This window comes from Candidatus Bathyarchaeota archaeon (genome assembly GCA_025059045.1).
In the GTDB taxonomy this organism is placed as follows: domain Archaea; phylum Thermoproteota; class Bathyarchaeia; order Bathyarchaeales; family DTEX01; genus JANXEA01.
The window spans coordinates 26,039-40,594 of record JANXEA010000015.1; the positions used below are offsets into that span (position 1 = coordinate 26,039).

The 14,556-nt window shown below is 43.9% G+C and carries 14 protein-coding genes and 1 tRNA gene; 9 read left to right on the forward strand and 6 right to left on the reverse strand.

What is annotated here, in order from left to right; genetic code table 11:
* Positions 1 to 109: 109 nt before the first annotated feature.
* From NZ952_06125 to NZ952_06135, 3 genes are all read left to right on the forward strand, one after another.
* Positions 110 to 520 (forward strand): translation initiation factor IF-2 subunit beta, encoded by a 411-nt coding sequence (locus NZ952_06125; GenBank protein MCS7120759.1) that lies wholly within the window; start codon positions 110 to 112, stop codon positions 518 to 520.
* 23 nt (positions 521 to 543) lie between these two features.
* The gene (locus NZ952_06130) at positions 544 to 840 is read left to right on the forward strand and encodes a DUF424 family protein (GenBank protein ID MCS7120760.1); all 297 of its coding nucleotides are present in this window, start codon (positions 544 to 546) and stop codon (positions 838 to 840) included.
* 57 nt (positions 841 to 897) lie between these two features.
* A tRNA-Cys gene (locus NZ952_06135) sits at positions 898 to 973 on the forward strand.
* A gap of 342 nt (positions 974 to 1,315) precedes the next feature.
* Here the strand turns inward: NZ952_06135 and nadE (NZ952_06140) are convergent.
* From nadE (NZ952_06140) to NZ952_06160, 5 genes are all read right to left on the reverse strand, one after another.
* Complete coding sequence (gene nadE, locus NZ952_06140) at positions 1,316 to 1,885, reverse strand: NAD(+) synthase (protein MCS7120761.1); 570 nt, start codon at positions 1,883 to 1,885, stop codon at positions 1,316 to 1,318.
* A gap of 17 nt (positions 1,886 to 1,902) precedes the next feature.
* Entirely contained in the window at positions 1,903 to 2,979 is a 1,077-nt protein-coding gene (gene nadE, locus NZ952_06145; protein MCS7120762.1) for an NAD(+) synthase, read from the reverse strand.
* Positions 2,980 to 3,089: 110 nt separating this feature from the next.
* Positions 3,090 to 4,334, reverse strand: a complete 1,245-nt coding sequence (gene glnA / locus NZ952_06150; GenBank protein ID MCS7120763.1) for a type I glutamate--ammonia ligase — start codon at positions 4,332 to 4,334, stop codon at positions 3,090 to 3,092.
* On the reverse strand, positions 4,288 to 4,551 hold the full coding sequence (locus tag NZ952_06155; protein ID MCS7120764.1) for a glutamine synthetase: 264 nt from the start codon (positions 4,549 to 4,551) through the stop codon (positions 4,288 to 4,290). Before NZ952_06155 ends, glnA begins: the two co-directional genes overlap by 47 nt.
* A gap of 174 nt (positions 4,552 to 4,725) precedes the next feature.
* Entirely contained in the window at positions 4,726 to 5,817 is a 1,092-nt protein-coding gene (locus tag NZ952_06160) for an AbrB/MazE/SpoVT family DNA-binding domain-containing protein (protein MCS7120765.1), read from the reverse strand.
* 130 nt (positions 5,818 to 5,947) lie between these two features.
* Between NZ952_06160 and NZ952_06165 the strand changes: the two genes are divergently transcribed.
* The 6 genes from NZ952_06165 to NZ952_06190 all read left to right on the forward strand — a co-directional run bounded on the left by NZ952_06165 (position 5,948) and on the right by NZ952_06190 (position 13,048).
* Positions 5,948 to 6,319 (forward strand): hypothetical protein, encoded by a 372-nt coding sequence (locus NZ952_06165; protein ID MCS7120766.1) that lies wholly within the window; start codon positions 5,948 to 5,950, stop codon positions 6,317 to 6,319.
* Between the two features lie 48 nt (positions 6,320 to 6,367).
* Positions 6,368 to 7,516, forward strand: a complete 1,149-nt coding sequence (locus NZ952_06170; GenBank protein ID MCS7120767.1) for a glutamine amidotransferase family protein — start codon at positions 6,368 to 6,370, stop codon at positions 7,514 to 7,516.
* Complete coding sequence (locus NZ952_06175; GenBank protein MCS7120768.1) at positions 7,517 to 9,028, forward strand: glutamate synthase-related protein; 1,512 nt, start codon at positions 7,517 to 7,519, stop codon at positions 9,026 to 9,028.
* Between the two features lie 22 nt (positions 9,029 to 9,050).
* Complete coding sequence (locus tag NZ952_06180) at positions 9,051 to 9,830, forward strand: hypothetical protein (protein ID MCS7120769.1); 780 nt, start codon at positions 9,051 to 9,053, stop codon at positions 9,828 to 9,830.
* Between the two features lie 24 nt (positions 9,831 to 9,854).
* Complete coding sequence (gene guaA / locus NZ952_06185; GenBank protein ID MCS7120770.1) at positions 9,855 to 11,399, forward strand: glutamine-hydrolyzing GMP synthase; 1,545 nt, start codon at positions 9,855 to 9,857, stop codon at positions 11,397 to 11,399.
* A gap of 200 nt (positions 11,400 to 11,599) precedes the next feature.
* Positions 11,600 to 13,048 carry an amidophosphoribosyltransferase gene (locus NZ952_06190; GenBank protein MCS7120771.1) on the forward strand — a complete coding sequence of 483 codons (1,449 nt, stop codon included), beginning with the start codon at positions 11,600 to 11,602 and terminating at the stop codon, positions 13,046 to 13,048.
* Positions 13,049 to 13,110: 62 nt separating this feature from the next.
* On the opposite strand, the gene NZ952_06195 is transcribed toward NZ952_06190, so the two are convergent.
* Complete coding sequence (locus NZ952_06195) at positions 13,111 to 14,358, reverse strand: TIGR02710 family CRISPR-associated CARF protein (GenBank protein MCS7120772.1); 1,248 nt, start codon at positions 14,356 to 14,358, stop codon at positions 13,111 to 13,113.
* Positions 14,359 to 14,556: the final 198 nt, after the last annotated feature.

The window sequence follows — 14,556 nt, forward strand, 5'->3', positions numbered from 1 at the left end:
ATCAGATCTAATAAATTTTTGTGGCGGAACTTGATATGCTCCGCCAACCCATTTTTTTAGGCAGAAATTAATATTTAAAGGAAACATCCATAATCTTTAGTGATGGGAAATGGCTCTTGATTACGAGAGGATGCTGGACGAAGCCTACGCCCAACTGCCTACTAGGGCATCTAGAAGTGAGAGGCTGGAAGTCCCTAAACCTCGCTGCACAGTTTCAGGTTCGAGGACGGTACTCCATAACTTCGGCGATATATGTGACGCCCTCAGGAGAGACCAGATGCATCTGTTAAGGTTTCTCTCGAAGGAGATGGCTACGGCAGGAGTCATTGAGGGGTCGAGGGTAATCTTTCAGGGTAGGTTTGAGGCCTCAACCATTGAACGTTTAATCCAACGGTACATGGAAGCCTATGTGACATGCCCGGTCTGCAAAAGGCCTGATACCAAGTTAACAAAGGAGAAGAGGCTCTCATTCATGGTCTGCGATGCCTGCGGGGCACGTTCACCCGTGAAGGCAGTATAAGCAAAAATCTGGAAGCGTGAAGATTGGAAGTCTACGTTAAAGTGCAAAGGTGGGGGCGGCAGGTTCTACTAGCAGCCTGCGACGCCGACCTCCTAGGCAAGACCCTTGAAGACTCGAACATCCATTTCGAGATAAAGAAAGAATTTTACGGGGGCTTCAAAGCAACAGTTGACGAGGCAGTCGACCTGATAGAGAATTCGACAATAATAAACCTTGTGGGGTCAGGAATCGTCCAGAAGGCTATAGAACGTGGATATGTACACCCAGAATCGGTCATAAGAATATGCGGCATCCCCCACGCACAGATAGTAAAGATGTAGGCTGAGGTGCTGCGAAAAAATTTTTATCAAGCCCGCAACTAATTCTGCTTAGGATATGCCGGGGTGGCCGAGCGGTTTAGGCGGCGGGCTGCAGACTCGCTGAACATGGGTTCAAATCCCATCCCCGGCTCCAGTCCTCAGGGTTAAAGCCCCTTTTCCATATCCTCCTATTTTAAGTTTAGGGAAAATGAGTTTAGCGTGTGCTTTGTTATAGATGGTTTGAGATCATTGATGTGGAGCAGAGGTGGCTTATAGCCTGCGAGCTAGGCTGGAATGCCAATTTACGGGTAAATTTTATTGATAGCTGCCATAGAGAGTTGAGTGGCAACCCCTCATCGAGACAGCTGAGAGTGCGATCTTTGCAAGGTGCTCCTTGACGCCCAATCAAAAGTCCTTTGAAATCAATACTAAAAGATTCTAGACGAAGCAATTATTTGGGAAACAATATTAAGATTCTCTACTATCCATAAAGATCTCATTCTTCCCATTGGTTAATGATCGGCATCTTCCACCCTATACCAAATGCTTTGGGCGTGATCTTTATGCATGGTGGTGCTTGCCTCCTTTTGTATTCCGCCCTCCTAAATCTCCTATAAATGTCCTCCACAACCTCTCTCGGATAGCCCATTTCGATGAGTTCACGTTTGCTTTTCCTCCTTTCTACTATGTCATCCACCATTGGGCTGACGAGATCAAAGTCGAATGGGTCATATTGCTCTTCTCTCAGTTCTGGGGATGGCTTCTTCTTGAAGATCCTCATAGGAATTATTTCTCTTCCGGCTTTTTCATTAACATATCTTGCTAGCTGGTAGACTTCAAGTTTACTTACATCTCCTAGAGCACCTATCCCGCCGACCATATCCCCATAGAGAGTGCAGTAGCCGAGAGCGAGCTCCGTCTTATTTCCAGTATTTATTATGAGTATTTTTAGATCCTTAAGCCTATTAGATATATCCATGAGGATATTACCTCTTATTCTTGGCTGTATATTTTCGTCGGCAACCGGATCATCACTCTCCTTAGCTAAACCAAAATTCTTTCTTATTTCTTCTAAAGGCTCCTCTAGGATTCTTCGATAACTTCAATTATTTCTTGGATCGGTATTTCTATAAAGAGTATCCCTAAATTCTCAGCTACTCTTCGCGCATCCTCTTTACTATGCTGACTTGAATATTTGGAGGGCATGTAAACTCCTATAACATTCTCTCTTCCCAATGCTTCTACCGCGATGCAGGAGGTTAGGGATGAATCGATCCCGCCGCTCATCCCAACTATAGCCTTCTTAAACCCTGTTTTTCTGAAGTAATCGCGTATACCCAGCATAATTGCGTTAAGCATCTCCTCCTCCCTGCGATAGGGGCCGGGGTTAACTTTTTTAGCAGTCCAGTTTCTTAAGTCGATGTCTGTTATGATTAAGTCTTCCTCGAACTGCTTGCCTATGGCTATTAAGTCTCCATTTCCATCTACCGCCAGGCTTTGTCCGTCAAAGACCAATTCATCTTGACCACCGACCATGTTAACATAAAAAATGGGGAGATTGCATTTTCCAGCCTTTTCCTGTAATAATCTCAACCTAAGGAATCTTTTTCCGGCATAGAAAGGGGATGCTGAGAGATTGAGGATTATATTAGCTCCCTTAGCGGCTAAAATATCCGTGACTTTTATAGGGTATTCCTCATCCCAGAGGTCTTCGCATATTTCAATGCCGAGGGCGATTTCTTCTTCGCCAAAGCTAACTCTCACTGTATTGATTTCCTTTGATGGCTTAAAGTATCTAGCTTCGTCAAAAACATCATAAGTCGGCAATAGAGACTTATAGGCAACACCGATGAGATTGTTTCCTTTGAAAACGGCCGCGGCATTGTAGAGATCGCTATCCTCATAGTCCACAAAACCAACTATTCCCACAATATCCTCTTTCATCTCTCCTATCATTGCTAGTAGTCTTCTCTTGTTCTCTTTCACAAATTCTCTCTCATATAATAGATCCTGCGGGGGGTAACCGGTGACCGCCAGCTCTGGAAAGATAACTATCTCCGCGCCATATCCCCTAGCCATTTCTATGTATCTCTTGATCTTCTTAACATTTCCTTTAATATCGCCTACGGTCGAGTTTATCTGAGCCATAACTATCTTCATTCGATGAAGCTCACCATGCGGTTATTAATGGGTTGAAAAATGGCGACACAGCGCCGTTTGAAATATCGTGATGAAACGTGTTCAAAATTGTCCCCAGCAGACTTTGTTACTTAATAGTCAAGGTACTTCACTATCTCCCAAGGCGTTATATATAGACAGTATTGATTCCAGTCGTTTGTCTTATACTCTATAAATGCATCGAATATGTGGCTCCCTAAAGTCTGATGTATAACCTCGTCACTCTTCATCTCTTCTAAGGCTTCCTTGAGCGTTGTCGGCAGCTCTTTTATTCTAAGAGATCTACGTCTTTCCGGAGGCATCTTATATACATCTTCATCAATTGGGTCGCCTGGATCAGTCTTCTTCTTTATGCCATCAAGCCCTGCCATTAGTAGACATGAGAATGCCAAATATGGATTGCATGAGGGGTCAACACCACGATACTCCAGTCGCTTTTGAGCCGCATATTGTGGCCCCTTATAGTAGACTGGGATTCGTATTAGAGCCGACCTATTGCGGCGGGACCAAATTATATATATTGGCGCCTCGAAGCCTGGAACAAGCCTTTTGTATGAGTTCACAGTCGGGCAGCACACGGCTGTTAAAGCCCTAGCATGCTCTAAAAGCCCTCCAATAAAATATCTTCCAGTTTGGCTGATCTCTGCGTACTCATCGTTTTCGTCATACATACTATTATCCGAACCTTTCCATAATGAGATGTGCGTATGCATTCCGCTGGCATTATCCAGATAAACAGGTTTCGGCATGAAGGTAGCTATTAATCCATACTTTCTAGCAACATTTTTCGCCACAAATTTGTAATATATCACTCTATCAGCGGTTTCGATAGGTCTATCAAATCGAAAGTTGATTTCAATTTGCCCAGCGGTTGCAACCTCATGATGATGCTTTTCTATTTTGAATCTAAAGTAGTCTTCGAGGATTGATGAGACTTCATTACGATACTCAATCGTCGTATCTTCAGGCGGAGGTCTAAAGTATGCCTCCTTTGGTCTAATGTAATATTTTCCAGGTGTGATTTCAGAGGATTGTGGGACAACTCTCGGCGCCCCCCATGAATCACCCTCCCCTCCTCTAGGGCTGACCCATGGATCCCAGACAAGCTTCGTCGGATCTATTGAAGAGAAGAGAAAGTATTCAATTTCAGGAGCAAAGTAGGCGGTATAACCCATATCCTCTGCCGCCTTTACAGCCCTCTTTTCAACGTAACCTCGGGGGCAAACTTCTGAGAGATCGCCGCCGTAAGCTTCGTATACGTCGCCTATAACTATGGCACTTCTCTGGCTTTCATCGCTTGTCCATGGCAATATTGTCAGGGTGCCTGGATCCGGCATATATCATATCTGATTCATTAATGGACTTGTAACCTCTTACAGATGACCCGTCAAAACCTAGTCCGACTGTGAAAGCCTTTCCCTCTAAGTATTCTCTTGCGGGTATAACCATGTCATGTATTAACCCGCGTATATCTGTGAATGTTGAATTAACCCATCTTATCTTATTTACTTTTAAAATTTCTAGGGCCTTCTCAATCATTTCATTTTTTTCCAAGATTTTCACCATGTTTAACGGAATGACCTTATCATATAAAAACATTTACTAAATACTTCCATTATAAGGAAAATATTTATAGAATTTCATAAATAAATGAACAAACATTCATTGAGAAGATTGTCTGATAGTTAAATATGGTCAGTCTCCCGTTTTTATTCTCAAGATTATCTTTCAGATATACTGTGAAATAAAGTCCTCGATCGTTCTGTTCAGGGTTATTTCGGCGATGTTTTGACAATATTCCATAATTCTTCTCACCGCGTCTAGTATGAGCCCCAGGGTTAATGCTATATTCGGATCCAATTTTTTAGCAAATATAGTCATAGCAATATTACTTTCTATGCTGCTGTATTTCTCTATTTTTGAGAAGATTTCATCCGCTCCCCCATAGTCCCTCTTAAACATTACTTTCAATGTTTCCTCGAATGTTTGGTGCATCAGCGAGCAGAAGTCAGTGATTTGCATGTACACTTCTTCGTCTAATGTTTCCTTCAGAACTAGGGTTTTATCTTCTATAAGTTTTTTGAGCGAAAGTATATTGTTGGCTAAATTTAATGCATTACCCGCTATATTCTTTATGTCGTTGGCAACTATTCTGTAGCCTAAGAACTCCTTTGGACTTTTAAACCCTAAATCTTTGAGTAGACCGCGCTCCAGGTGATATTTTAGTTGGCGGATTACGTAGAGATTCAGCCTACTAACATCACTATATATCTCAGAAACAACTTTCACGAAATTATCCCCCTCACTCTTTAATGCTGAGACAACCTCTTTATTGGCTGCGAGAGCTAAAACAGCCATCCTTCTAATAGCCATTTCAACTGGTAGATTTGGATGGTTTATTAGAATTCGAATGGTAATCTCATTCTCGCTCTCATCAATTATCTCTGAACCGAGGAGATTGTTCTTAACGAGATGGTTCACAGTTGCCCTATGCTTTTGAAGGCTGACTTTATCTCTAAATCTCAAGTGCATGATGTCCGCTCCAACAACGTAAAGCGCCGTTATCTTTCGATGTAGGGACGCCGGATCATCCTCAGGCCTAACATGAAGCCAATACTCCTTTAATGTGGGTTTCTCGGATTCGCGCTCCTTAAAGGCCTTTCTAGGGATGAGAAGCGCTGATCCATCATCTAATACCTTGAATATGAGTTCGCTTCCCTTACTTATTTTCATCTCATGAACCCACTCTTTTGGCAGGGATATAACAAAGGAGCCTCTGCCCACGCACTGAACCTTTCTAGATCCTAAGTCTTTCTCCACGAATTATCCCTCAACCAATATATTTCATATATATTAAACAATTCATTGATAACCATTTCCATGAATATAAATAATTTCGACTTCTTTTATATAAAAAACATATCCTTTTTAAGCCAGAGGTGAATGATAATTGAATATCCGATTCTGCAGGGACTGCACTAACTTTGAGGAAAGAAGGGATATTGACGGAACCACTTTATGCATGAAGAACCATGAACCGAAAGTTTTGTGCGAAGATTTCGCGCCCAGAGATTGCGGAGTTAACAAGAGAAGGTTATATCTAATGTCCTGTCCAGAATGCGTGAACTTTGAAGCCATTAACGGATACCCATTATGCGCTAAGGGGCATAAACCAGGAGATGCATGCGAGGACTTCATAGATAGATTCAGGAAAATAGATAGGGTAAAGCAGAATAATCAGATAAGAGCGGTGCTATCCATTAATGGGCAGAGTATATTAAGTCTCGCTCTCCGCTCAAAACTGGATGACCCCGGTAACTAGAGAGCCATGTAGAGGAGAATTTTAAACCTACTATCCAAGGTGATTACGATGTATGCTAGGAGAGAGCATGCAGGTTCCTATAGTGATGATAAAATCCTCGGTTCATGTGCACTTTTCGGGATGATGAATCTTACGTGTGAAAGATTTTCTTCTAAAGAACCTGTCCACGCAATCTCCTGTATGCGTGAACGGGGAAACGGTCTTGGCGGAGGCTTTGCCATATACGGCATATACCCAGACCTAGCGGATCTCTACGCGTTTCACGTAATGTACATGGATCCGCTATCTAGAAGGAGGGCTGAAAAAAATTTGATGAGAGATTTCAGAATATTACTCAGTGAAGAGATCCCCACCAAAGAGAGTAATGAGTTTCTTGATCCCCCAACCTTCTGGAGATATTTTCTCGAGCCGAAGCCCTCGAAACTTAGAGATGAAAATGTAAGCAGCGATGAATATGTTGTCCGCAGAGTTATGGGTATAAATACTGGTGTGAGGGGAGCTTATGTCATTTCAAGCGGGAAAGATATGGGCGTATTTAAGGGCATAGGCTTCCCAGAAGACATAGCCGATTTTTTCCGTTTAAACGAGTATAGAGGTTACATGTGGATCTGTCATGCGAGGTTTCCGACAAATACTCCAGGATGGTGGGGTGGAGCGCACCCATTCAGCATACTTGACTGGTCGGTGGCCCATAACGGAGAATTATCATCGTATGGTGTAAACCGCCGCTACCTAGAAATGGAGGGATATGGATGCGCCATGAAGACTGACACTGAAGTGCTCGCATATGCGCTTGATTTGCTTGCCAGAAGACATAATATACCGATAGAATTGATTGCAAAGGTTTTTGCACCTCCTTATTGGGAGGAAATAGATGCGATGAAGCCTAAAGAGAGATTAACGTTTGCGGCGCTGAGGCGGGTTTATGGCAGCCTAATGATGAATGGACCATTCTCAATAATAGCTGCCCGCCATGGCGAAATGATAGGCTTAACTGATCGAAAGAAGTTGAGGCCCTTAATAGGGGGGATGAGAGGCGACTTCCTGTACATATCCTCTGAGGAATCTGCGATCCGCTCAATATCCCCTAGCCTCGATAAGGTTGTACGCCCATATGGCGGCGAGATAATTGTCGGCAGACTTAGGGACTTAAGGGTCATGGAGACCCCAACACTTGTTGGGAGAGTGTATGCTTAAGTGAGAAGATACCTTCTACCGGAATATATTGTTGAGAGGGACGACTTAAAATGCACGAGATGCAAGATATGCGTGGAGCAATGCACCTATGGCGTCCACAATTATAATGCTATAAAGAATATGATAGAGAGTAGAAGCGAGCTTTGCGTTGACTGCCTAAGATGTGTACTTTTCTGTCCAGTAAACGCGATAACTGTTAGAAGGAACCCGAACGTCTATAAGGAAAATTACCATTGGACATATGAATTCATCACATCTATAAAGAGGCAGGCTGATACTGGAAGCGCACTTTTATCAGGCATGGGCTGCGACAAACAAAACCTAACCTACTGGGATAAGCTTCTGTTAAATGCTTGTCAGGTGACCAACCCGCCAATAGATCCAATAAGGGAACCAATAGAGATTAGGACATATCTTGGGGGAAAGCCCAAAATGCTTGAGTTTGAATTCAATGATGAAGACATAACTTTGGGGACTAAACTTGGGCCATGTCTCTGCGCAGAAACCCCAATCTTGTTTGCAGCCATGTCTTATGGCGCATTAAACTTAAATGTTCATGAGGCTTTAGCGAGAGCTGCGGTAGACTGTGGCACATATTTTAACTGTGGAGAGGGAGGACTTCACCCCAGCCTCTATAAGTATAGCGATCATACAATAGTTCAGGTAGCATCCGGGCGTTTCGGTGTAGACTTAAAGTATCTTAGTGTCGGAGCTGCAATAGAAATCAAGATAGGACAAGGAGCCAAGCCCGGAATAGGCGGGCATTTACCGGGCGAAAAGGTATCAGATGATATAGCGATGGTTAGAATGATACCCGCTGGAACAGACGCCATATCTCCGGCACCGCATCACGACATATATTCTATTGAGGATTTACGTCAGCTAATCTACGCCTTAAAGGAGACTGTTGAATACACGAAGCCTGTCGCCGTGAAAATAGCCGCTGTCCATAATTCAGCAGCCATTGCAAGCGGCATTGTCCGCGCCGGAGCTGATATTATAGTCCTTGATGGTGTCAGAGGTGCAACCGGGGCGGCCCCTAAGGCCATTAGAGATAACGTGGGAATACCAATAGAGCTGGCCGTAGCATCAGTGGATCAGAGACTGCGTGATGAGGGGGTAAGAGATGAGGTTTCTTTAATAGCGTCTGGCGGTATAAGGAGCAGCGCCGATGTAGTTAAGGCTGTAGCCTTAGGAGCAGACGCTGTTTATATAGGAACAGCGGCTCTTATTGCTATGGGCTGCACCTTATGCCAGAAATGCTATACTGGGAAATGTCCATGGGGAATCGCAACAACAGACCCAGAGATTTCGAAGAGGCTGAATCCTGAAGATGCCTATAAGAGAGTTGTAAATCTTGTTAAGGCCTGGAGCATAGAGATTAAAGAGATGCTTGGTGCAATGGGCATGGATGCCATAGAGAGCCTCCGCGGAAACCGTGAGCAGCTGAGGGGCGTGGGCTTAACAGATCGTGAGCTGGAGATTTTAGGCGTTAAAATGGCTGGCGAATAAATGGGGAGGCAGTTTTCCAGATATGAACGACATACATGGATGCGTGAAGAGGTTTGAGGTTGATAGGGCAATTATCGACGCTAAAGGAATGCATTACTTTGAATTGAATGCGCTGCTAAGGGAGTTAAGCGCTGACGGGATTAGGGATGTTGAAGTTTACAATGTGTATGGGCAAAGGTATATTGGAACCGGGTTGAAGACCCCTCTGAATATCAGGATTTATGGGGTTCCAGGAAATGATCTTGGAGCATTCATGGATGGGCAGAGGATTTTCGTGTATGGCAATGCGCAGGATGGCTGTGGAAACACCATGAATGATGGCTTAATAATTGTTCATGGAGATTCAGGCGACGTCGCCGGCTATGGAATGAGGGGAGGAAAAATATTTGTTAAGGGGGACGCTGGCTTCCGGGTTGGCGTCCATATGAAAGAATATGGTGGTAAAAGGCCGACTATAATCATCGGTGGGAATGTGGGCGATTTTCTAGGCGAATATATGTCTGGGGGCATAATACTCGTCTTAAATCTGAGCCGAAAGGAAGGAGGAGGTAAGCGGAGCATGAAGTTCGTAGGTGTTGGCATGCATGGCGGCACAATCTATATTCGTGGGGAAGTCGTGCATGTGGCGAAAGAGGCTAGAGTCGTTGAGACTGATGAACATGATCTTCGCTTGATAAGCGAGCTAGTCAGGGATTTCTCCACATGTTTCAGCTTAGGAATGAGCATAGATGAGATTATGTCGAATGAGTTTGTTAAGGTGGTGCCAGCTTCCTCGAGGCCATATGGAAAATTGTATGGCTAAGAGGGAAATGAGGGGTGGAGCATCCTGAAGCATGATACTATATTGGTTCTCGACTTCGGTGGTCAATATTGTCACCTAATAGCTAGGAGAGTGAGGGAAAACAAAGTTTACTCAGAAATAGTTCCATTTGATGTTGCTCCGGAAGAGGTGCTTGAGTTAAATGAGAGGTTGAATGTTAGGGGTTTGATCCTCTCCGGCGGCCCATTAAGCGTCTATGAAGAGAGAGCTCCAAGGCTTAATACTGAACTCCTAGATGTAGGTTTACCAGTTCTTGGCATATGTTATGGTCATCAACTTTTAGCATATATGGCTGGAGGCGTTGTTAAGCCGGCTGAGCGGGGCGAGTATGGCGTCACATATGTAAACATTACTAAACCAGTTGGAGCCTTAGAGGGATTAAGCCCTAGGGAAAAGGTTTGGATGAGCCACAGCGATGCGGTCTACGACCTCCCAGAAGAGTACGAAGTGCTAGCCTATACTGAGAACTGTCCAATAGCGGCATTTAAGCATAAGAGCAAACCTATTTTTGGCGTTCAGTGGCATCCAGAGGTAATACATACAGAGAACGGTCTGCTAATACTTAAAAACTTCATCTTTAACATTTGCGGTTGCAGGCAAAACTGGGAGATGGGTGACTTCATCAGGAGGGCTGTAGAGGAGGTAAGGACCTCAGTTGGTGATAGTCGGGCTATTATCGCCTTAAGCGGCGGCATAGACTCAAGCACCGCGGCCATGCTGGCCATGAAGGCTATCGGGGAACGTTTAACAGCGGTTTTCGTTGATCACGGGTTCATGAGGGCTGGTGAGCCGGAGTTCATTAAAGAATTTTTTGGGAGAATGGGCATGAACCTCATCGTTGCTAATGCTAGTGAGAGGTTCTACAGCAAGCTGAGAGGGGTTACTGACCCGGAGCTTAAGAGGAGGATTATTGGTGAGGAGTTCATTAGAGTTTTTGAGGAGGTTGCTGAGGAGGTCGGCGCGGAGTACCTTATTCAGGGCACAATATATCCAGATAGGATAGAGTCTGGCTTCAGAAGATTCTCTGACAAGATTAAGAGTCACCATAATGTAGTGGGTCTGCCCATAAAGATTAAGTTTAAGGGTATAATTGAGCCGCTAAAGGACCTTTATAAAGATGAGGTTAGGGAAGTCGCTAGAAGTCTTGGACTTCCAAGAGAGATAGTTTTTAGGCAGCCATTTCCGGGGCCCGGATTGGCTGTGAGAATAATTGGCGAGGTTACACCGGAAAAGGTTGAGGTAATCAGAAAGGCGGATAAGATTGTCAGGGAGGAGATAGAGTCCGCAGGCTTACAAGGCGGATTGTGGCAGTATTTTGCAGTCTTAACTAATACGCTGACAACTGGGGTTAAGGGTGATTCTCGAGCCTATGGATACGTGGTCGCTGTGAGAGCTGTTGAGAGTAGAGAAGCTATGACAGCGAATTTCGCAAAAATCCCATATGAAATCCTAGAAAGAATCTCAACTAGATTATCCAGCGAAATACCGGATATTGTGAGAGTCGTCTATGATGTAACGAATAAGCCGCCATCAACGATAGAATGGGAATAAAAATTCGTTTTCTGCGGATACGCTAAGAGATGTTATGATGGTGATCTTAATGCTGAGGGGCGCCACAATAATATTTTTGGATAAGCTGGGCCTTAGCGATTAAGATTTTCGGCACACAACCCTTATCCAGAGATGTTTTGGAAACCAGGTGATCGATTGATTAAAAATTTCAAGTGCTGAATCGCTGAAGGTGAGATAATATGCCATGTTCTCTGGAGGAAAAATGCGGTGTGATAGGCTTTTTCTCATTTAATGACTATAATGTAACCCCTCTATTGATTGGTGGTCTGGAGGCTCTTCAGCATCGTGGGCAAGAGTCGTGGGGGATCTCCGTCGCCGGCAACCCCACATTTAAGAGGCTTGGTACAGTATCACAATCCGTCGAAATTGAACATGAGAAAATTTTTAGAATTAGAGGTAATGCTGGAATAGGTCATGTGCGCTACTCAACAACCGCCAGATCGACTATCGAGCATGCTCATCCAATTGACATTGGGAATACCACGGATGAGCATATCTTCCATATAGCCCATAATGGGACTATTGAAAGGGATCTCTTGGCTGAGAATTTTGGATATTTAGGTGCCCAATTCCCCCACGGCATGACAGATACCGAGCTCATGGGCCTAAGTTTACATAAATTTTTGGAGAGGGGGAAAAGTTGGGTTGAAGCGTTTGAAGAGCTTAGCCCATGTTTGAATGGATCGTTTTCTCTGGTAATATTAACATCGAAGGGCGAGCTCATAGGCGTTAGGGATGAGATGGGCTTTAGACCCCTATGCTTGGGATGGCATGAAGAGTCATCCTCATATATTATAGTCTCTGAAAGCTGCGCTCTTGAGGCTATTGGCGCGAAGCTAGTTAGGGATATTGAGCCGGGGGAAATAGTTATTGTGGATAGGGATGGGTTGAGGTCTGAGTATTTTGCGCGTGTGGGAAGGCATGCTCACTGCCCCTTTGAATATACCTATTTCGCCCATCCGAGCTCAAAAATAGAAGGAATAACAGTTTATAATGCTAGAAAGAATATTGGGCGGATTTTAGCCAAAAATTATCAGATTGAAGGCGATGTAGTCGTGCCTGTTCCAGATTCAGCTAGGCCTGCTGCCTTAGGCTACTCTGAGGAAACAGGCATACCTTTTGATGAGGGGTTGCTTAAGGACCGTTATAGACATAAGGGTGGGTGGAGGAGTTTCATTGAACCTGATGGAAGGGAGGAGATAGTCTCAAATATTGTTGCTGTAAGAGATGTTGTTAAGAATAAAAAGGTTATCCTAATAGATGACAGCATAGTTAGGGGGACAAGTTCGAGGATAATAATTAGAAATAAGCTCAGGGACGCAAGTAAAGTATCACTTCTTTTAACTTTTCCGCCAATAATATATCCTTGCTACATGGGGATAGACTTCCCAAGCCAAGAGGAACTCTTAGCATATAGATTACGCGGCACATGCATGAGTCTTGAAGAAATTAATAGAACTGTCGCTGAGCATATAGGGGCTTCATTCGTTGGCTATAATAATGTAGAAGGTTTAAGTAAAGGGATTGGGCTGCCAAAAGACGAGTTGTGTCTCGCATGCATAACTGGAGATTACAGCTGCCTTAAACGGAAGCCAAAATTTAAAACCAGGGAAGAAATGAGAGGTTGAAAGCTTAAAAAAGAATGTGATGCAATCTGATTGTTGCGTGAAACGCTTGGCAGCCGGTTGAGCTAAACTCCGCGCATAGTATTTCCAAATTGCGTTGGGTTTTCATTCAATTGTATGAATGTTGAATCTTCAATTAGTTGTTCGAGGTTTGGTACTGCGGCTTCTGCATACTCTATAACCTTCTCGCGTAGTTCTATGTAGGTTTCTTCCTTTACGGGTTCAAGTCCATGTGCAAGGATAGAAGTGTTCCGTTTTGATAGGAGATCTCTTAGCTTCCTGTCTTCCACATATTTTTTTCCGATCTCATGTCCTTTGGCCTCCAATAGTTTATATGATTTCTCAAGCGCGAGTTTCAGACTCTTCATCCCTTCCGGTATTCCGAAATCCACTAGCAGATTCTTTGGCAGGGCTGCGGCATCGACGTTAGCTGGATCTATTCCATAAAATTTTTTCAGCAAGTAATGTGCGATGAGCTCTATTGTTCGATAAAGCCGGGCTACGGCATCATCATACTTCTGTTCTTTACGTGCTCTTCTCTCAGCATTGTTTATCAGGTCTGCGATTAGATATGGTTCCGGTTCACTATGTTTCTCCAGCTTGGTCTTTAGTTGACCAAGGAACCGTTTATTTCGGTTGATTTCATCTATCTTCAGTGGCATTAGGAGTTCATACGCCATTAGGTGTTGAAACTTGTCCCAGTTTGCATATGCCTGTGCGAGTGTGAGAATAGGGTTGATGCGCTCCGGTATGACCAGGTCGCCTGTTGAGGCTTTTATCTGGTTTAGAATGGAGGCTGCGGCCTCATATTGACTTAGGTTGAAGAGGCTGACGGCTAATTTTATCTTCTGCTCTGCTATGGCGAAGTATGGCTGTATAGAGAGGATTCTCTCTGTTCCATGCTGAACTATCCCGTTAACCCTCTTTCCAATAATGTAGCTTAACTCTTGAACTTCACTTATTGTTGCGAGAACTGCGAGCGCTGCTGTCATAGCCTTCGTCCCAGAGGTGAAATCTATGACGACATACGAATATTCAGTTCTTATTCTTTGAAGATATGTGCCAACCTTCTCGTATACTGATTGGACATCATCGGGATCCTCAACGATGATTACGTCATAGTCTTCAGTTTGAATCCCTGATTTCTCGACGACTACTGGGAGGGTTTGCTCTCGGCTTTGCCTGGAAGTGACAAAGATGATCTTATCCGGATTATGATGTTTGAGGCTGTAAGCAATCGCGGAAGCTATGCTCTCCGCCGCATCTTTACCCCCTCTCGTACCTGTTCCCACAGAAATGATAAGTGCCTTCATCAAATTGACACATTAAAAATGGCAATTCGACCTAAATAAGCTTTAAGATAAAAACTGAAAAATTTGAAAACTCCGTCTTCTCTTCTTTTTCAGAGTCATTGAATCTTTATGCGGATCAGATTGTCAACCATTGTTATCGCGGTTGTTTCAGTCTTCTCTTCTTTTTTAGAGTCATTGAATCATGAAGAAGAGTGGTGG